The organism is Armatimonadota bacterium (assembly GCA_020354555.1).
In the GTDB taxonomy this organism is placed as follows: domain Bacteria; phylum Armatimonadota; class Hebobacteria.
In genome coordinates, this window is record CP070648.1 from 425,348 (window position 1) to 444,752 (window position 19,405).

14 protein-coding genes are annotated in these 19,405 nt (G+C 66.3%); 10 read left to right on the plus strand and 4 right to left on the minus strand.

Features of this window, described 5'->3' with window-relative positions; genetic code table 11:
• Positions 1 to 637: FtsX-like permease family protein (locus tag JSV65_01775; GenBank protein UCH35107.1), on the plus strand; the 637-nt coding region annotated here is incomplete at its 5' end.
• A gap of 45 nt (positions 638 to 682) precedes the next feature.
• Here the strand turns inward: JSV65_01775 and JSV65_01780 are convergent.
• The 3 genes from JSV65_01780 to JSV65_01790 form a co-directional block, all read right to left on the minus strand.
• The gene (locus JSV65_01780; protein ID UCH35108.1) at positions 683 to 958 is read right to left on the minus strand and encodes a hypothetical protein; all 276 of its coding nucleotides are present in this window, start codon (positions 956 to 958) and stop codon (positions 683 to 685) included.
• The gene (gene mscL, locus JSV65_01785) at positions 955 to 1,416 is read right to left on the minus strand and encodes a large-conductance mechanosensitive channel protein MscL (protein ID UCH35109.1); all 462 of its coding nucleotides are present in this window, start codon (positions 1,414 to 1,416) and stop codon (positions 955 to 957) included. The genes JSV65_01780 and mscL overlap by 4 nt, the downstream gene beginning before the upstream one ends.
• A gap of 289 nt (positions 1,417 to 1,705) precedes the next feature.
• Positions 1,706 to 4,414, minus strand: coding sequence for a penicillin acylase family protein (locus JSV65_01790; protein ID UCH35110.1), 2,709 nt, complete (start codon positions 4,412 to 4,414; stop codon positions 1,706 to 1,708).
• A gap of 865 nt (positions 4,415 to 5,279) precedes the next feature.
• On the opposite strand from JSV65_01790, the gene JSV65_01795 reads away from it, so the two are divergent.
• The 7 genes from JSV65_01795 (at position 5,280) to JSV65_01825 (ending at position 14,356) form a co-directional block, all read left to right on the plus strand.
• A complete protein-coding gene (locus JSV65_01795) occupies positions 5,280 to 6,101 on the plus strand; it encodes an SUMF1/EgtB/PvdO family nonheme iron enzyme (GenBank protein ID UCH35111.1) in 822 nt (273 codons plus the stop codon).
• An 85-nt stretch (positions 6,102 to 6,186) separates the two neighbouring features.
• Complete coding sequence (locus JSV65_01800; protein UCH35112.1) at positions 6,187 to 7,350, plus strand: Gfo/Idh/MocA family oxidoreductase; 1,164 nt, start codon at positions 6,187 to 6,189, stop codon at positions 7,348 to 7,350.
• Positions 7,334 to 8,404 (plus strand): glycoside hydrolase family 130 protein, encoded by a 1,071-nt coding sequence (locus JSV65_01805; protein UCH35113.1) that lies wholly within the window; start codon positions 7,334 to 7,336, stop codon positions 8,402 to 8,404. The genes JSV65_01800 and JSV65_01805 overlap by 17 nt, the downstream gene beginning before the upstream one ends.
• A 249-nt stretch (positions 8,405 to 8,653) precedes the next feature.
• The gene (gene mutY, locus JSV65_01810; GenBank protein ID UCH35114.1) at positions 8,654 to 9,736 is read left to right on the plus strand and encodes an A/G-specific adenine glycosylase; all 1,083 of its coding nucleotides are present in this window, start codon (positions 8,654 to 8,656) and stop codon (positions 9,734 to 9,736) included.
• Positions 9,737 to 10,015: 279 nt separating this feature from the next.
• Positions 10,016 to 10,702 carry an ankyrin repeat domain-containing protein gene (locus JSV65_01815; GenBank protein ID UCH35115.1) on the plus strand — a complete coding sequence of 229 codons (687 nt, stop codon included), beginning with the start codon at positions 10,016 to 10,018 and terminating at the stop codon, positions 10,700 to 10,702.
• A 170-nt stretch (positions 10,703 to 10,872) separates the two neighbouring features.
• Positions 10,873 to 12,330: a hypothetical protein gene (locus JSV65_01820; protein UCH35116.1), complete on the plus strand. Its 1,458-nt coding sequence runs from the start codon at positions 10,873 to 10,875 to the stop codon at positions 12,328 to 12,330.
• Between the two features lie 190 nt (positions 12,331 to 12,520).
• Positions 12,521 to 14,356 (plus strand): sulfatase, encoded by a 1,836-nt coding sequence (locus JSV65_01825; GenBank protein ID UCH35117.1) that lies wholly within the window; start codon positions 12,521 to 12,523, stop codon positions 14,354 to 14,356.
• A 36-nt stretch (positions 14,357 to 14,392) separates the two neighbouring features.
• Here the strand turns inward: JSV65_01825 and JSV65_01830 are convergent, their stop codons facing one another.
• On the minus strand, positions 14,393 to 16,390 hold the full coding sequence (locus JSV65_01830; GenBank protein UCH35118.1) for a hypothetical protein: 1,998 nt from the start codon (positions 16,388 to 16,390) through the stop codon (positions 14,393 to 14,395).
• Positions 16,391 to 16,759: 369 nt separating this feature from the next.
• On the opposite strand from JSV65_01830, the gene JSV65_01835 reads away from it, so the two are divergent.
• A complete protein-coding gene (locus JSV65_01835; protein UCH35119.1) occupies positions 16,760 to 18,613 on the plus strand; it encodes a family 20 glycosylhydrolase in 1,854 nt (617 codons plus the stop codon).
• A 222-nt stretch (positions 18,614 to 18,835) separates the two neighbouring features.
• Positions 18,836 to 19,405, plus strand: a 570-nt coding sequence (locus tag JSV65_01840; protein ID UCH35120.1) for an MBL fold metallo-hydrolase, incomplete at its 3' end; no start/stop codon positions are given.

Here is a 19,405-nt window from a genome sequence, read left to right on the forward strand (position 1 = left end):
CGGCGTCATTCAGGTGCGCAACATGAACCGCGACCTGTACCTGCCGGTGACGACGGCGCTGAAACGCTTCACCGATCCAGATCTGCCGGAGCGCGTCGACGAAATCGCGGTGCAGATCGCCGATGCAAGCCAGGTCGTGCCATCCTCGTGGGTGATGCGGCGCATTCTCGAGCGCGCACACCGGGGCGTCGAAGACTATCAGATCATCATTCCCAACGAGCTGCTCGAGCAAAGCCAGCGCACGCAGCGCATCTTCAACATTGTCATGGGATCCATCGCCGCATTGTCGCTGCTGGTGGGCGGCATCGGCATCATGAACATCATGCTCGCCACCGTCACCCAGCGCGCCCGGGAGATCGGCGTCCGCCGCTGCATCGGTGCCACCCGCGGCGACATCGTGCGCCAGTTCCTCGTCGAGTGCCTCGTCATCACCACCATCGGCGGCATCTTCGGCGTGGTCGGCGGCATTACGGGGGCGCGGGCGATCTCGTACTTCGCCGACTGGAAGACCGTCGTCTCCGGCACAGCAGTCATGCTGTCGCTCGTCGTGTCGTTCTCCGTCGGGCTGATCTTCGGCCTCTACCCGGCGATCCGTGCCGCCATGATTGAGCCCATGGAAGCCCTGCGCGCGGAGTAGGGGACTCACGACACGGCGCAGGGCGGGATGCACGGCCCCATCGCGTCAAGGCGCCGGCTCAGAGCCCTGCGACTCCTCCGCCTGCCGGCCCAGCGTGTGCTGCAGCTCCAGCATGCGCTGCAGATCCCGGCGCGTGATCGCCCCCATCTCGATCAGAATCTCGCCGATGTACTTGAAGGAACCCCGCTGACGGCGCAGTGCTTCCTCGACTTGCTCCGGCGTCACCAGCCCGTGCTCCACCATCAGCTCGCCCAGTAGCGGACGCGACCGCGGCGCCGTGTCTCCGCCCTGAGTGCCCTCGGATTCCTCATGTGCCGTCATCTTGCCGCGCCCTGCAAATCGGAAGTGCACTGCGGACACCGCGTCGCCTTGATCGGGATGGCGGAGAAGCAATACTGACAGTCCTTCGTCGTCGGCTCGGCCGGAGGCGCTTCCGCTTTCCGTCTCGCCCGATTGATCCCGCGCACGACGAGGAACATCGCGAAGGCGACGATCAGAAAGTTGATGATGGTGTTGATGAACGCCCCGTAGTTGATCGTCACCGCGCCGGCGGCTTTGGCGTCGGCGAGGGAGGCGTATGGCCCCGCGGGCCCGCCGGATTTGAGAACGGCGAACAGATTCACGAAATCCACATCACCGAGAACCAGCCCGATCGGCGGCATGAGGACATCGGCGACGAGCGACTGCACGATCGCGCCGAACGCGAGACCGATGACGATGCCGACCGCCATGTCAATCAGGCTGCCCTTCATCGCGAACTCTCTGAACTCTTTGAGCATCTCGAGTCCCCTTTCCCGGTCCGAGATCGGCGGAGTTCATATGGTGCGCAGGTCGCCGACCGCTTGGCCGACGAACGGCCCGGTTGCTCTGCGCCCGGCCGCCACCGTGCTTTCGGCGCCGCGGGCCGGCGTCCTTGTGACGACGGCGCACATCGGAGAGCAAGGACTCCGGGGGCCTGAAAGAGGACCTTCGCTGGCCTCGCAGATTGCGGTCGTGGCACGAGAACAAGCGCGTAGGGGCGCGCATGGCTCATTCGCCGCCGGCGGCATGTCGAGCGCGGCAGCGGTGCTAGTACGGTATGTCAAACGCGCGGCACAGGAAGGCCGCCATCTGAGCGCGCGTCACGCTGTTCGTCGGGCAATAGCGAGGCGGAGGTCCTATGGCACAGCCGCTGGTGGGGGGAACGGTCCACGAGCCGGGATCCGCCAGGCGCTCGATCCAACCGTAGAACGGATGCGTCTCCGCGACATCGTCGAATGTCGGCGTGCCGGGATCGAGCCACGTCGTGCCGTTGGCCTTGCACAGGAATACGGCGATCTGCCCGCGCGTCGTCGCCGAAGTAGGGCAGTACCTGCCGCCGCCGCAGCCGCCAGTGGGAGGAATGCCGCCCCACGAGGCGGGATCCGCCAGGCGCTCGATCCAACCGTAGAACGGATGGGTCTCCGCCACGTCGCTGAACGTCGGCGCGCCGGGATCGAGCCAGGTCTTGCCGGCGGCTTTGCAGATGAAGACCGCCATCTGGCCGCGGGTCACGTTGTTGGTCGGACAGTACAGCGGCGGATCCGCGCCGCACCCGCCGGTGATCCCCTCGCGGAAGATCGCCTCGATATACGGCCGCGCCCAGAAATCCTTGGCCACGTCTTCGAAAATGCGAGGCTCGAGGTCGAAGTCCAGAGCAACGGTCGCGCCGGCGTCCACGGTGACGGCGGTCTGCGTCTCGCTGTAGTACCCCTGCTGCGACACCGTCACGACGTACTGCCCGGGAGGAAGGTCCGGGATGGTGTAAGTCCCGGTGTCATTGGTCGCCGCCGACCTGACCAGCTCGCCGCCGAGGTACGCCTCGACCGTGGCCCCGACGAGGTCCGCCAGCGTGTCCGCGTCGCGCACCCGCCCGCTGATGACGCCGGGCATGAGGAAGAGAAACGGCTTGTACTGCCAGTTGAAGTATGCGTCCTTCTGGTCGAAGAAGTGGGCAGCGTACACACCGTTCTTGTCAATGAACCCGCTCTGCCCCGGCGGCAAGATGTTGACGGCGGGCAACCCCAGGTCGTCTCCGACCTCGACCACCTGCATGTAGGTGCCCTTGTCGTTGATGTTGTACGGGATCGCTTCCATGTCATCGAACGTGACGGACGGATCCGGATCCATGAGGTCTATGATGAGCTGCACGTGCTGCCAGCCGATCCACGCGCGCAGGTCCCCGTGATCCCACCAGTACACCGGCTTGTTGTTCCAGTTCGACAAGTAGGCCTGCAACGGGTTGAGCAGCTGCGGCAGGTCGGCGAAGGCGCGAAAGCCCTGCCACTCCTGGTCGCCCTCGCCGCTCACGGGCAGGCGCGGGTCGACGCCGACGGCGCGGATCGGATAGCGCCCTACGTGCCAGTAGCCGATATTGCTGAAGCGGTCGGCGCACACGAAGTTGTGACTGGTCACGATCTGCTGGACGCCTTGCTCGAACTCAGCGATGGTCGTCGCCAGGTTGAAGTCGAGAAACGCCGCGACGGTGCCGGCCTCGTCATTCCAGTACGTCATGTGCATCGCGAAGGCGATATTGCCGGGCAGGTCGGCGCCGATGACCGGTCCGTGGACAGTGCGGTAGACATCGTAGTCAACCGGCGATCCCCCGGCGACCTCGATGTGCTCCACGCGGTGCTCCACGTCGCGCCACGCGCTCTGGTACCAGTACTGAGTCTGCTGCGCCGGGTTGAGCGTTTCGATGACGGTGTCCCGGTTGTCGGAGGCCCCGCTGGTCGTCGTCCAGGCGAGGTCGCAGTTGCGGCCGATGAGGATGGACGGCCACCCAGCAAACTGCATGCCGGCGCAGTGAAAGCCAGGGGCGTGCAGGTCCGCCTCGTTGGAGATCTGCGGCTCGTCGTAGCCCATCTGCGGCGCGCCGAGGAGCATGGGGTTCCCCGTGGCCGACTTCGAGGTATCAACCACGTTGGCGAAGCTCCCGAGCTTCGTCGGCAGGCCCAGTTCCTTGAGCACGCGCAGGAAGTCACGCTCTTCATCCCGCATACGCTGGACGACATCGGGGGAGATGCCGGGGAAGGAGTTGCGCGGGAGGCCGGTATCCGTAAGCGCGGCTGCGGCTCCGCCGGCGGGCGGAGGCGGCGCCTCTGCATCCGGAATCGTCGTCGGCGCGGTCGGGTCGTTGAGGGGAAACCAGGCGTTGAACGCGTCCCAGCCATTGGCATCCAGGTAGGCCTGATTGCTCAACTCGTTGCCGCCGGCTGCTCCGAAGCGCCGCGCCATCATTTGCATGATCGCCATGGAGTCGGTGACCGCCCACGGCTCGGGCGTCACGCCGAGGTCCCAGAACTCCTTGGGCAGTTTGTTATCGGGGTCGGCGACGGCCTCCGCGATGTAGGCGTTGATGCCGTCGCGGTAGCTCTGCAGCATCGTCTTGAAACGTTGGGCCAGCGCGTCGAATTTCGCCTGGCGCTCGGCTTCCGTGTAGCCGTCGCGGCGCACCTGTTGGTCGTGGCCGATGTAATCCGACCCCAGCAGCGCCGCCAGCGTGCCCTTCCCGTCGCGACGGTACAGCTCCAACTGGTACAGCCGGTCCTCGGCGGTGGTGTAGCCGTTGGCGTAGAACAGTGCCGGCTCGCTCGGGGCATAGATATGCGGCACGCCGTAGTCATCGCGGCAGACCCAGACGGTCTCGCCGCCGTATTCCAGGGAATAGACGCGCTCGAAGGTGATCTGCGCGACAGCAGCGGTCGGGAGCAGCGCGGCAAGCGTCAGTGTAGTCGCGATGCGGTACCAGGTCCTCACGTGCGCACCTCCACAGAAGGCTGGGTTCTCCCCCCGTGCTTCGGGCGACAAGGCTGCGACTGGGCCTGAACGACCGCCCGCGCTGTCGGCACTGACGCGGGTGTATCGGGTCCCAGAATCACGCGTATTATGCCTATTCTCCCACACCCCCGTCCCCTCCTTCGGGGGGCGACATGGCAGCGGACACCGAGCGGGCCTGTGGCGCACCGCCGCCTGCTTTCTTATCGACGTTCGTGTACTAGGAAAGGACGCAAGAGCCGGCGGGGCACCTCCCAAACGAACCTCGTCCGGAGGAGTCTACGTGTATTATTCGCGCTGCGTCAATACACGAGACTCTGTAGGCGTATGCCACGGCATGAAAGCCCTTTCACCCCGCCGCCGCCGGCCCCGGTCGCTCGATGAAACACCGCCCATGCGGCAGGAGCTTGCTCCCCGCCCGTAGTATCTGTCCACCGACGCTGGGCGACCGAGGAGACGGCAAGGCGATGCAGGGGACGCTTTCTGCTCTCCGCGGTTGCGCCGCCGGCGCGTGTCGCCGGCGCGGGGCACGGGGAGACTCGCATGCGCCTTGATTCCTATAGCAAGCGGCCGCGACCGAGCCGTTTCCCGTTTCACCTGCGCCGCTCAGGCGTATCGCCAAACCGTCCGCTGCATCCTCCCTCTCGACTCGAACAGTACACAGCGCTTGGCTCGTCGGTCCATCGGCGCGGGATGCCGACCTGAGCCTGCATGACAACCACTTGGGGGTGACGAGATGGCACGGTCGTATCGGCAGAGTGATTCAGCCCGAGCAGGGCGCGTGATCTGCCGCGCCCCGCGCTCACCTGGAATGGTGGCCGGTTAGTCCGGCCCGAAGGGGGCTGCCATGCCAGAACTGTCTCCTGTCTTCATCAACCCAAAGGACGCTCAGGAGATGATCCTCGTGCCCGCCGGGCAGGCCGTTTTCGGCGACGCGGCGGACGACTCGCAGGATCGCAAGAGCTCGCAGTTCCAAGCCCATCTGCCGGACTACTACCTGGGCAAGCATCCGGTCCGCAACTGGCAGTATGCGCAATTCCTCGACGACGCACATCCGGCTTCGTCCGACCTGGAGAAGTGGATAGCATTTGACGCCGGCTGCCACGTCGTGCGGACGGACGACGGCTATCGTGTGCGCGGCGAGGAGGACCGGCCGCCGGCGCAGGTCGCCGAGCTGGAACAGGGCTGGGCGAATCACCCTATGGTCTATGTGTCGTGGTACGGCGCGGTCGCCTACTGCGAGTGGACGGGGTTGCGCTTGCCCACGGAACTGGAATGGGAGAAGGCAGCCCGGGGAGTGGACGGGAGAGCCTTCCCCTGGGGCAACGAGTGGGACGACAGCAAGTGCCATACCGGGGCGCGCAGCGCCGAGGAGCGGACCTGCGTCGTGTGGGACGCGCGGTACGAAGCAGGACGATCGGCCTGGGGGCATTGCCAGATGGTCGGCAACGTCTGGGAATACTGCGCGGACTGGTACGAGGAGGACGCCTACTCGCGCTATGCGCGGGGCGATTGCAAGCCGCCGGCAAGCGGCATGGCGCGCGTGCTGCGAGGCGGCTCCTGGTGCGACGGCGGCATGCGGAGCTTCCGCTGCGCGTGCCGCAGCCATGGCTACCCCGAGGGCCGCTACGCCAGCACCGGCTTCCGCTGCGCGCGCGACGCGCCGTGAGCCCGAGGTAGTGATGCGGTCACCAGCAGCCGGTCCGCGTGTCGTCAGCCCTGGATCTGATACCGGCGGAGTGTGTGCGCAGGAAATGAGTGGTGCGAACGGCTCGTCAACTGAAGCGCGCCCATGGCGGTACGGCCTGATCGGCTGCGGCCGGTTCGGTGTGTTCTGTCTGGAGCGCCTGGCCGGATGGGAACGCGTTCGCCCCGTGGCAGTGACCGATGTGGTCGCTGCGTCGGCCGAGGCCGCCGCGCGCGAGTTCGACCTCGCCGCCTGCGCCACCGTCGAAGAGCTGCTCGCTCGGTGCGACGTGGACCTGGTGCTGCTCTCGACTCCGCCCGATACGCATCACGCCCTGACATTACGGGCCCTCCAAGCCGGGAAGCACGTAATCTGCGAGAAGCCCCTCGCGCTCGCCGTCGAGCAGGGCGATGAGATGATCCAGGCGGCTCGCGCGGCGGGACGGCTGCTCGCCGTCAATCACATGCTCAGGTACAGCCCACTGTCGGCGATAGTCGCGAAGATCATCGAGAGCCGCGTGCTCGGCGAGCCGCTTCACTACTGCTTCGAGAACTACGCCGAGGACGAACGTCTGCCCGCGAACCACTGGTTCTGGGATGCGCGCAAGAGTGGGGGCGTCTTCGTCGAGCATGCGGTTCATTTCTTCGATCTCTACCGGTGGTGGTTCGGGCCGGGGCGCGTGGTGGCGGCACATGTCGAGGCGCGGCCGGGAAGCGAGCGCGTTGATCGGGTGTGGTGCTCGATGCGCCACGAAGGCGGGGTGCTGGGGCAGCAGTACCACGGCTTCGACCAGCCGGTGCGCCTCGACCGGGCGGATCATCGAGTCGTCTTCGAGCGCGGCGACCTCGCCGTGCTGGGTTGGATTCCCGTCGCGCTCCGCGTCGACGGCATCGTTGACCCGGAGCAGCAGGATCGGTTGGGTGAGATCTGTCAGGGCGGTGACCTGCAAGTGCTCCAGCGCTACAAAGGCGTGGAGCAGGTGTGCCGCGGGCGGGGCAATCAGTACCGGGTGACTGCGCGCGTCGCGGTGAGCCGAGAACTGGATGATGACAAGGCCTCGATATACGGGGACATGCTCAGGTCCCTGTTCGACGACCAGTTATCGGCGTTGGAGCGCCCGGGACATATCCCGCGGGTGCGCGTCGAGGATGCCCGCGAGGCGCTGACGATGGCGACGGACGCCGCGCGGTTGGCTCAATCGCAGAGGACAGACGATGATTCCGGGCGTTGAACGATTCCCGGATAACCCGCTCATCTCGCCGGGGCAGGTCGCGCCCTCGCGCGAGGGGTGGGAGGTGGTCTCGACCCTCAACGCGGGGGCCGTCTCTTTTGCGGGAGAAGTCCTCCTGCTCGTCCGAGTGGCGGAACGCCCGATTTGCGACGACCCCGACGAGTTGGTCGCGCCGATGTTGGACTGCGCGGCCGATCCTCCGGAGATGCGAGTGCTCCGCATCCGCCGCAACGATCCCGACGTGGTTTGCGACGATCCCAGGGTATTGATCTGCCGCGGCCAGACATATCTGACCTCCATCTCGCACCTGCGCATAGCGAGAAGCCACGACGGGCGTCACTTCACAGTGGATGACGAGCCGGCCCTCGCGCCGAACGCTTGGTACGAAGCCTTCGGCATCGAGGACCCGCGGATCACGGAGATCGAGAGGCGTTACCTCATCACCCACACCGCAGTCAGCGAGCACGGCATCGCCAGCGCGCTGGCGTCCACGCGCGACTTCAGGATCCTCGAGCGGCACGGCTTGATCTTCCCACCCGAGAATCGCAACGTGACCATCTTCCCGGAGAGGCTGAACGGCCGTTATGCCTGCTATCACCGGCCCGTCGGCCGTCATATCGCGACGATGGACATGTGGGCGGCTTACTCGCCTGACCTGCAGCACTGGGGCGGGCACGCCAGGGTCATCGGGAGCCGGCCCGGGCGGTGGGATTCGCAACGCGTCGGCGCGGGGACGGTGCCGATCCGCACCGAACGGGGTTGGCTGGCGATCTACCACGGCGCGGACGACTCGCAGCGCTACTCGCTGGGCGCCGTTCTGTGCGACCTCGAACGCCCGGAGGTCGTCCTCGCGCGCTCCGCCGAGCCGCTGCTCAGCCCGGAGGCGCCCTACGAAGTCGCGGGCTTCTTCGGCAACGTCGTCTTCACGTGCGGCGCGGTGCTCCAGGGCGACGACTTGCTCGTCTACTACGGCGCGGCGGACCAGTTCGTCTGCGGCGCCGCTCTGTCGCTGGCGGAGCTGATCGAGAGCCTGGAAGCGTCCTCGACGGCTTGAGCGGGTTGTCCCTGCTGAGTTGCGTGCCCCTTGCCGCCTCCGTGTTGCCCTCTTCTCAGAGGATGCGCGCGCCCGCGCGCTGAATCCTAACCTGACGAATCTTCTGCAGCGTCGCTCCGTCGTGCCGCCGAACACGCAGCACCATGGCGGAAGCCCACCTTCTCGTCCACCGGGCACACTTGCTGCGCCCATCCATTAGCGAGTCGTTGGGCCCGGTGGGCATGCCGGCGCTGACGATGGAGTTGCGGAATGAGAACGCGCGGGCTTCGACCTGAAGATCTCTCGCCGCCGCTGCTCGCGTGGTTCGACCGCGCGCGGCGCGATCTCCCTTGGCGGCGGACACGCGATCCCTATCGCATCTGGGTGGCTGAGGTCATGCTCCAGCAGACCCAGGTCGAGCGGGTGATTCCGTATTACCACCGCCTGGTTGAGGCGTTCCCGAGCATCCGCGCGCTCGCCGCAGGGTCGCTGGATGATTTGCTCCGCGTGTGGGCCGGGCTGGGGTACTACGCGCGCGCGCGCAACCTTCACTCCGCGTGTCGGCTCGCAGTGGAGAAACACGCGGGGCGATTCCCTGACTGTTACGCGGACGCTATGGCTTTGCCCGGGGTCGGCGAGTACATTGCAGGCGCAGTCCTCAGCATCGCTTATGGGCACAAGCTCCCTGCGATTGACGCAAACGCCCGGCGCGTCCTGTCGCGCGTCCTTCTCGAACGCGGCGACGGGTCCGCACGGTCGCGGAGGCGAATCGAGTCCGTCGCTCGCGCAGCGATGCCCGCGGATCGCCCCGGAGACTATAACCAGGCCATGATGGAGCTGGGGGCGCTGATCTGTCTACCCAGGCGGCCGCGCTGCGGCGATTGCTGCGTGGCTAGCTGCTGCGCGGCGAAACTCGCGGGGCGGCAGCGCGAGGTGCCCGCGGTGCGGCGACGGGGCACGCGACGCGGGCGCGTCACGGTCGGCGTGGTGTGGCGTCGAGGGCGAATCCTGATCGCGCAGCGACCACCGCACGGTCTCTGGGGCGGCTTGTGGGAGTTCCCGAACGCAGAACTCGATCGCGAGCACGACGCGCAAGCGGCTCTCGAGCACCTGCTGGCACGAGACTTCGGGATCACTGCGGCGGTCGGCGGGATCGTCGCGGCGCTGACCTACGGGATCATGAACCGGCAGCTCGATCTAACCGCTTACTCATGCACCGGGGTAAGCGGGCGGACGAAGGCGCGACGCCACGCGCATGCGCGGTGGGTCAGGCCGCAGGAGCTTGCGCTCTACGCGCTGCCCGCCCCGCACGGGCGAATTGCGACCGTCGTGGCGGAAGCCGCTGTCGGCTAGGCGCTACCGCTCCCCGGCGGGAGAGCCGGTAGGAGAAACGGCCGCGTTCTCAGAACGACTATAGGGTCTCGGCACTGTACGTGCACACGCGCCGCTCCGGAGTGCGGCGACGCCATGACCCCGCTGGAACCATCTACCGAGGTTCGTTCATTAGGGGAGGACGCAAGGGATGGCAGCGTTCATCCCGAACGGACCTCGTCCGGAGGAGTCTGCGGGCATTACCGGGGCTCCGGTAATACCCGAGACTCTATAATAGGACGCAAGTGAGGGATTGATTTCATGACGCGACGCGGACTCGTCTTCGCCTTATTCATCGGAATCGCAGTGGTCGTTGCCGGCTGCGGTTCTCCCCGGAGCGCGGCCCGGGCGAAACTGAAGCAGATGGGGGTCGCGTACAGCCAGGAGTCGTTCATTGAGCAAGCGGCGCAAGGCAACCTCGCGGCGGTCCAGCTCTTCCTCGAAGCCGGCATGGATCCGGATACTCGGGCTGGCGAGGTCGGGCGAACCGTTCTGGGCGCGGCGACCGAAGGCGGCCACGCCGATGTCGTGCGCGCCCTGCTCGAGGCGGGCGCCGACGCGAACCAGAAAGACTGGCTGGGCCGCACACCACTGATCATTGTCGCTGAGACCGACCACGCAGACCTGGTGCCGATGCTGGTCGGCGCCGGCGCGGACCTCGACGTCGAATATGCCGACTATCCTCTCCTGACCTACGCGGTGACATACGGCTATGCCGACGTAGTGCGAGCGTTGATCGAAGCGGGCGCTGACGTCAACGTCAAGGACCGCGCGGGCGGGACACCGCTCCACTCGACCCGCAGCCCCGCGATGGTGCGAATCCTGATTGAGGCCGGCGCCGACATCAATGCCAAGAACATTCGCGGCTTGACGCGGCTTTGGCTCGCGACCTTTACCGGGGAGGACGAGATCGCACAGATCCTGCGGGAGGCCGGGGCGGAGGAATGAATGGGTCGGGCAAGCCTCGGTCTGCACGGGCGCCCCAACCAGGGGCGCTGGCGACGGCCGTGCGCAATCAGCCCGGCCGTGCTGCGTGCGAACCGCGCGCTCCGCGATCCCGTTGACTGATCGGCGCTCTGGGGGCCGGGCCGAGTGACCCGGCGTCGGGAAAGCTGCCTGTGTGGGTAACGGCGATATTGACGGTTGTGGCGGCAGTCGGCGTGCCGCAGCACGCGGCGGCGGCAGTCCCCGGCGTCGTCACGGTGCGCTCACACGGGGCGGTGGGCAACGGGATCTGCGATGACACCGCCGCCTTTCAATCCGCTGTGGACGCGGCGGCACAGGTGGGCGGCGCCGTATTCGTGGATCCGGTCGAGCCCGGCGGCGGCTATGTGCTGACGCGCACGGTCGTCCTCAAGCGCGGGGTCAGCATCATCGGCAGCCTCGCCGGCATGCCCTTCATCGCATGGGAGGGCGTGCCGCGCACGGTGCAGACCGGCCCCGTCATCCTCGCGCGGCCTGCCCGCGAGCAGTACGAAGGTGCGCGGAAGCAGCCGCTCTTCTCGCTCGAGGGCGGCAACACGATACGCGGGCTGTACATTCTCTACGACACGCAGCCCTGGCCCTCCGACGCGGAGTTCGACGACCCTCAATCGCCGTATCACTACGGCAGCCTCGACGAGCTTACTCGGGGATTCATCGCCGACCACGTCGCCCCGTGCGGCCCGACCATCTACGTGCACCCCGGCGTTGCCTCGACGACCATCGAGGACGTCACCTGCGCCCGCTACTACGACTTCTTCTACACGCCGGGCGGCGGCAAGATCATCATCAATCGCTGCTACCTCTATGGCTACAAGCGCGCCTTCGCGCTGCGGGAAGCGCGCGACACGGTGCGCATCTCCCACATCCATATCGTCCCCAACGTCGAGGGTGCGATCTCGTGGGAACACGCGAAGCTCCACGCCGCCATCACCGCTCACCGGGACAACATCGCCTTCGATCTGGGCTCGGTGGACGGCTACTCGATCAATGACCTCGTCGTCTTCCTCGCGCACACCGGCTTCAAGCTGGGGGCTTCTGCAGCTCAGCCCTTCGCCGACCCGCTGACCGGAGAGAAGGTCTCATTCCGGTGGGGCCAGGGCCCGTGGGGCTCGATGCACAACGTCAAACTCGACAACTGCTCGGTCGGCTTCGACTGCGTGACCGGTACGATTCTGCCCAACCAGCTGACGAATGTCATGGTACACGTCAGCATCGCGCCGACAGATCGCTTCCGCGCGAGGGATGGCGAGGTGGCCCGGCAGGCGGCGTTCGCGATCGGACCGGGTTTTGCCGGCGCAACGCTGCAGATCGCCAACCTGGCGCTCAGCTCCTTCGCCCCCACGCGTGTTGCCGCGACCGCTCGGATGGTGCACGACGCCAACGGCCGCGCTTTCCTGTGGGACTGCCCGCGCGGGAAGCCGCCGGTGGATTACGCCGACCGCGACCAGGCGCATATCGAAATCTTCGGCCTGGTCGTGTCCAACATCCCCGAGACGCACTTGCTCGCCGCGGCCGCCGGCACGCGCCCCAACGTGCGCGTGCGCGGTTTCGTCCACAACGGCGTCGCCAAGCCCGACGGCGAGTTGGAATGAGTGGCGCCGTCCGCCGCGTGTTGATCGCGCCGGGAGCTCGGCCCGAGGGCCGGCGTCGCCGCGGCAATCCATGATCCGAGGCCATTGCGGTATGCCCGAGGGAAGAAAGCACAAGGCATCAGTTCCGCGCGACATGGATCGAAGGACATTCCTCCGAGCCGCGGCGGGCGTGGCAGGAGCGGCTGCCCTGATGCCGCTCGGGTTCGCTTGGGGAGCAGAAGCGGCGAAGCGGAGGCCGAATGTCATCTTCTTCCTCGTCGATGACATGGGGTGGATGGACAGCACGGTCTACGGTAGTCGGTACTACGATACCCCGAACGTGGAACGGCTGGCCCGGCGCGGGGTGCGCTTCACCGACGCTTATGCCGCCAATCCCCTCTGCTCGCCGACGCGCGCGAGCATCATGACGGGAAAATACCCGGCCCGGCTCGGGATCACCACGCCCGAGGGGCATCTGTCTCCCAGGCCCGACGAGCCCGTCTTCCCCACCGAAGCGCCGCCCCACGAGCAGATGCTGCTGCCGCGCAGCAGGCGATTCCTACCGCTCGAGGAGTACACCATCGCCGAGGCGGTGCGCGACGCGGGCTACAAGACGGGCTTCATCGGCAAATGGCACATGGGTCAGCCGGCGAGGTATTGGCCCCCGGCGCAGGGCTTCGACGTCAACATCGGCGGCGGACCGTGGCCGGGCCCGCCCAGCTATCACGCGCCTTATCGGATCAGCACGCTCAGCGATGGCCCGCCCGGCGAGTACATCACGGACCGTCTCACCGACGAGGCGCTGAAGTACATCGAGGAGAACCGGGGCGACCCCTTCCTGCTCTGCTTGTGGCACTACGCGGTTCACGCGCCGTACCAGTACAAGGAGGAACTGACGAGGCAGTACTTGGGACGGCGGGATCCTCGCGGCAAGCAGAACAACCCGATCATGGCCTCGATGCTCAAGAGCATGGACGACGGCCTGGGCCGCGTGCTCGACAAGCTGGATGCCCTCGACCTCACCGACGACACGATCATCATTCTGTTCTCCGACAACGGCGGCAACGAGTACGACCGCGTCGGGCCGGATCAGTGGTTGCCGACCAATAACGATCCGCTGCGTTCCGGCAAAGGGTCGATCTACGAAGGCGGCGTGCGCGTGCCGATGTTGGTGAACTGGCCGGGCGTGGCTGAACCGGGGTCGCAGTGCTCGGAGGTCGTGAGCAGCATTGACTTCTATCCGACGATACTGGAGATGACGGGCGCCGCGCCCCGCCCGGGCCAGATTTTGGATGGAGAGAGCCTCGTGCCGCTGCTCGACCGCACCGGGAATCTCAAACGCGAGGCCATCTTCTGTCATATGCCGCATCGCATACGGCCCGCCACCGGCGCCTTGAATCAGCCCTGCACTTCCGTGCGCAAAGGCAAATGGAAGCTCATCCGCTTCTACGAGACGTGCGAGGAGTTCCCCAATCAGTACGAACTCTACGACCTCGAGCACGACATCGGTGAGACCCGCAACCTCGCCGCGGAGAGGCGGGATAAGGTGAGGGAACTCGATGCGCTGATTGATGCGTTCCTCGAGGGGACGAACGCCGCAGTCCCCATGCCGAACCCGGCCTACGATCCGGCCGCGCTGGCGGCGGCCGACGGCTGGCGTCCGTCGCGCGACTGCGTCCTCATCCGCGGCAAGGGAGCGCTGCGCATCAAGAGCACCGGCGCAGATCCGTTCATCTACACCCACGATGTGCCGCGCGTCGAAGGCGCGCTCACCGTGAGAATCCGGAGCCGGTCAACCGGGGCGGGGGAGGGGTTCGTGTTCTGGGGCACCGAGCAGGCGCGGCATTTCGCCCGCGAGCGCAGAGTGGGCTTCAGCCCGACCCACGACCGCCAGTGGCGGGAATACGAGGTGCGGTTCATCGCCGAGCAGCCGCTCGCGGCGCTCCGCATAGATCCGAGCACTGCGCGCGGCCTGGTTGACCTCGACCGCATTGAGTTGCGCAGGGAAGACGGGACGGCTGTGAAGGTGTGGCCGTTCGATCGCTGACGGTCGCGGCCGAGAGCCCCGGTGCCTGCGGGGTGATCAGTAGGGGATGTCAAACGCCCGGCTTAGGAAGACGGCCATCTGGTCGCGCCGGCAGCTGTTGGTCGGGCAGTACTGGCGCGGCGGTCCCGGAGCGCATCCGCTCGTCGGCGGCGTGGTCCACGACCCGGGGTCGGCGAGGCGCTCGATCCAGCCGTAGAACGGGTACGCCTCCGGCACATCGCCGAACGTCGGCGCGCCCGGATCGAGCCACGTCTTGCCGTTCGCCTTGCACAGGAATACCGCCATCTGTCCGCGCGTGGGTGGGCTACTCGGGCAGAAGCGGCCGCCCCCGCAGCCGCCGGTAAGCGCCGTCCCGCCCCACGACGCCGGGTCCGCTAGCCGCTCGATCCATCCGTAGGCCCAGTGCGTACCATCGGCGTCGAAGCCCCCGGAGAACGGGGCGGTGGCGTATTCCCCGTCGTCCCCGCGCGGCACGTCCGTGAAAGTCGCGGTGCCGGGGTCGAGCCAGGTCTGGCCCGCCGCGCGGCAGATGAATACCGCCATCTGCGCGCGCGTCACGTCGCTCGCGGGGCAGTATTGGGGCGGGGTCGCCGTGCAGCCCCCGGTAATGCCCTCGCGGTAGATGGCTTCGATCTGACGCTGCGCCCAGTAGCCGCAGGGGACGTCATCGAAAACGAACTCGACCCATGGGTTGAATGTGGGCACCAGCGAGTTCTTTGCGTACGCCTTGCGCAGTTCCGCGTCGGCAACGGTCAGCCCCGGCGCCTCGTAATACAGCGTGCGGTAGACCTCAAACCGATATACGGGGGGTGGTCGCAGAATCGGGTCGGTATTCGGAATCGCGTGGTTGACCCACATCCCGCTCGAGCCGTATGCGTGGGCATCACCCGTGCATTGAGTCGTGTCGGTCGCATTGTGATCGTCGAAGTAATACGATGTGTGGCTCGGGTCGGGAATGTCGGTATCCAGGCGCGCCGCGATTACAAGAGATCCGTGGGCCCCCTCGATCAGCTCCCAATCAACGGGCCCCTCAGTCACGGTGTCCGGTACGCCGTCAATGACGACGCCGGAGGTGTTGTGGTTGTTGTGATAGACCATTCCGCTGGCCTCGGGGCTGTAATCCATGAAGTCCATGACGCCCCCGATGTCGTGTACGCGTAGGAACGTGCCGATGTCCTCGCGTTGCGCGTAGTAGATGTGCTGGCGCTGCGTGTACGGGCCGCTGTTGGTGCCGAAGTAGCTGCGGATGGCGCGCACCGGGCCGTCCCGGTTGGCGATGAACGCCCCTCCGCCCTCGGAGAACGTGTACACGGTGCGCACGCACTCGCCCGGCGCGAACTTGTTCTTGTGCATGTCCAAGATGTCCGCGCCCGTCGCCGAGCCGGCGAAGATGCGCAAGCCGTCCTGCATCCACTCGGCCTCGAAGTGCACCTGGTAGTAGTCCGTCGTGCACGTGGAGTCCTCAGGGTTCAACCCGGTGGTGAAGCTTGTCTTGTAGTCTCCCGACAGCAGATTGTACTGGTAGTCAACATAGTCCACCCCGGCGCCGGGATCGAGCGATCCGTCCTGACGGAACAGGTACACGTAGCCCGGCGCGGAGCCCAGAGGATCGGAAATCAGCACCTCGACGCCGCTGCACGGAATCACTCCCGCGGGCTCCGAGAACTCCGGCGGCTGCTGGCCCGCGTCCGCGGCCATAAACACGATCTCGTCGTCGGCGTCGAACATTGGGTTCGGATCCGCACCGGTGAACGTGCCGGCGTCAGTGTAGTCGAGCCGCTGATACCCCCCCGGGGGCAGCTTCCTCGCGACATCGAAGTCAACCACCGCCCGCTCATCAACCTGCACCGGGATCTGCTGCCAACCGCCGTCGTAGCGGAACGCCACGACATTCGCGGGCGGAAGTCCCGTCAACGACGGCACGTCCGCCCCGGTGAAGACGACGGGGTCAACAGGGCGATTCAGAGCCAGCGCCGGTGCGGCGACGAACACAACAGCCAGCGTCACCGATAGGCAGGCCTTCATTCCAAGCAATTTCCGCTCTCCTCGCTCGTGATTCGCGCACACATCACCGTGCATGATAGACGAAGTGGGTATGGGGAGTGTTTCGAAGCCGCGCCTGGACGCACCATCATTCTCCCGCCGCCCTGTCTCTGAGCGGGCTATGAAAGGGTTTGCGGTCAGGGGCGCCATGTCCTGCCTCACGGGATCCAGTAGCAGGAGCACCCCGCCCGATGCGCCGAAACTGGAGTCTGCGAGACTTGCCGTGCTTCCGCCGGACTCGCGGCGGGCGCCCAAGCCGAACGTGCGGGACGATCCGGGCATAGACATCGCCGATTTCTGCGCCGCGCTCAGGGCGCAAACGCGAGCGGGCCGCGGCAGCGGAAGGAAAGGTGAGACATCATGGCGCTGACATTGCACTGGAACCCCGACGGGGTGGCGGCTGAGCTGGCGCACGCGCTAAGAGAGCTGGCAACGGAGTACCCGCTCCGGGAGGGACAAGGAGAGCCGCTCCTCGATTTCGTGCACGGCGCGCCCGGCGAGTCGCTGCGGGTTTCCCGCACGGGAGCGACGATTCGCATCGCCTATGACACTCTGTCCGACAGCTTGCGCGGCGTCGGTGCAGCACTGGCAGGCCTGCCGGAGCAGGGCGCCGACCTCTCCGAGGCCCGCTCTTTCACTACCCTGGGCATTATGCTGGACTGCTCGCGCAACGCCGTCATGGAGGTGGAGCACGTCCGGAAATGGCTGCGGCGCCTGGCACTGTTCGGCTACAACATGATGATGCTCTACACCGAGGATACCTACGAGTTGCCGGACGAACCATTCTTCGGCTTCCTCCGCGGCGGGTACTCACCGGACGACTTGCGGGCGATAGACGACTACGCGGCGCGCCTGGGGGTCGAGATGGTCGGCTGCGTTCAGACCCTCGGCCACCTCCAGCAGATCCTGAAGTGGGGCGCATACTCTAGCGTCCGCGATACGAGCGGCATTCTCCTCGCAGGGGAGCCGGCAACCTACGCGTTGATCCGCAAGATGATTGCCTGCTACGCGCAGAGCTTCCGCAGCCGGCGCATACACATCGGAATGGATGAGGCGCACGATCTCGGCCGCGGCCGCTACCTCGATCTCAACGGCTACCGCCGCCCTTTCGACATCTTCAACGAGCATCTCGCGCGGGTGCTCGACATCTGCGGCGAGCATCACGTCAGGCCGATGATCTGGTCCGACATGTACTTCCGCATGGGCAGCAAGACCGGCGACTACTACGACAAGCAGGCCGTCATCCCCGCGGAGGTGAAGGCGGCGATACCGGCGGAGGTGGACTTCGTGTACTGGGACTACTACCACGCCGACGAACAGACCTATCGCGACTTCATCGGGATGCACCGCGAGCTGGGCAAGGAGCCGGTGATGGGTTCGGGGGTGTGGACGTGGGGCTCGCTGTGGTATGATCGCCAGCGCACCGAGGCCAATGTTCCGCCGTGCGTCGAGGCGTGCCGGCAAGAAGGTATCCGAGAGCTGTTCTTCTGCCTATGGGGCGACGACGGCGCGTACTGCGAATTCGATTCGGCGCTCGCGGGAATCGCGTTCGCCGCGGCGCAGGCGTTCGACGAAGACGGGGATGCCATGCGCGGGCGCTTCCAGGCAATCTGCGGGATAGGATACGACGAGGTGCTCTTGGGATGCGAGTTGGACAAGATCCCGGCGGCGCCGATCCTGTGGGACGATCCACTCCTCGGCTTGCATTGGATCTCGAGCCGGGCGCGCGCCCCGGAATTCTGGCCGCAAGCGCTCGCGCACTACCGCAAGCTGGCGCGCAAGTTCAGCCGCTACCGCGAGCAGGCCGAGCCGGTGGACATGGCCCATGCGGCTCTGCTGGCGAAGTATCTCGCCGCGAAGATAGACCACAGGATGAAACTCGAGGACGCCTACTTCAGCCGCGACCGGGACGCCATGGAAGCGGTCGTCAGGGGCGCGGGCCGGATGATCCGACTCACCGAGACGGTTACGGATTCCTTCCGGCGGCAGTGGCTGCGACGGAATCGTCGGCCTGGCCTGGAGGTTCTGGAAGCGCGGCTGGGCGGCCTGCGCCAGAGGTATGCGGAAGTCGCGACGGCGCTGCGCGAGTTGCTGTCGGGAGCCAGTGAATCAATCCTCGAACTGGACCGCGGCCGGGCCGTTCCGGACGATGCACTGGCACAGTGCAGGGCGCGCCGCTATCGCAGCCTCATTTCCCCCTCCTCGATCACATGACACATGAGGTGGATGGCTGAGCGCGGCGCCGCATGGTAGGGAAATCCGGAAAGCGCGTGGCGCCCTGAGGTCCAACGGCGTCGTGCCGACGCGCAGGGAGAGACATCTCGATACGGTGGGAGAAGGAACGTGAGCGCGTTGCGCGTTCTCGGAGCATTCCTCGTTCTACTTCCAGCAGTCGCGAGTTGTGCGGGGGCGGCACAAACCAAGGGGAGCTATCCAATGTTCGAGACAGACGCTGTCAAGGCATCGGCGGGAGAGTTGAGAATCACGTTCGTGGGGCACGGCACGCTGATGTTCACCTTCGGAGATACGATCATCCACGTCGATCCCGTGTCGCGCGAAGCGGACTACGGCAAGATGCCGAAGGGCGACCTGATTCTCATCACTCACGAACACGGAGACCATCTCGATCCCGCCGCCATCGCCGCCGTACGGCAAGAGGGAACGACCGTCGTGCTTACCGAGAAATGCGCTGCGACCGTCTCGGGAGGCACTGTGATGAGGAACGGGGATGTCCGTACCGTGGGGGATCTCAGGATCGAGGCGGTTCCGGCCTACAATATGGTCCACAAGCGCCCTTCGGGTGAGCCTTTCCATCCGCGCGGGGACGGCAATGGCTACGTCATCACCTTCGGGGACACGCGCGTCTACGTCGCCGGCGACACGGAGAATGTCCCGGAGATGAACAGGCTCAGGGATATCGCGGTGGCGTTCCTGCCGATGAATCTCCCGTACACCATGACTCCCGCGCTGGTCGCGGACGCCGCGCGCGCGGTCCGGCCGAAGATC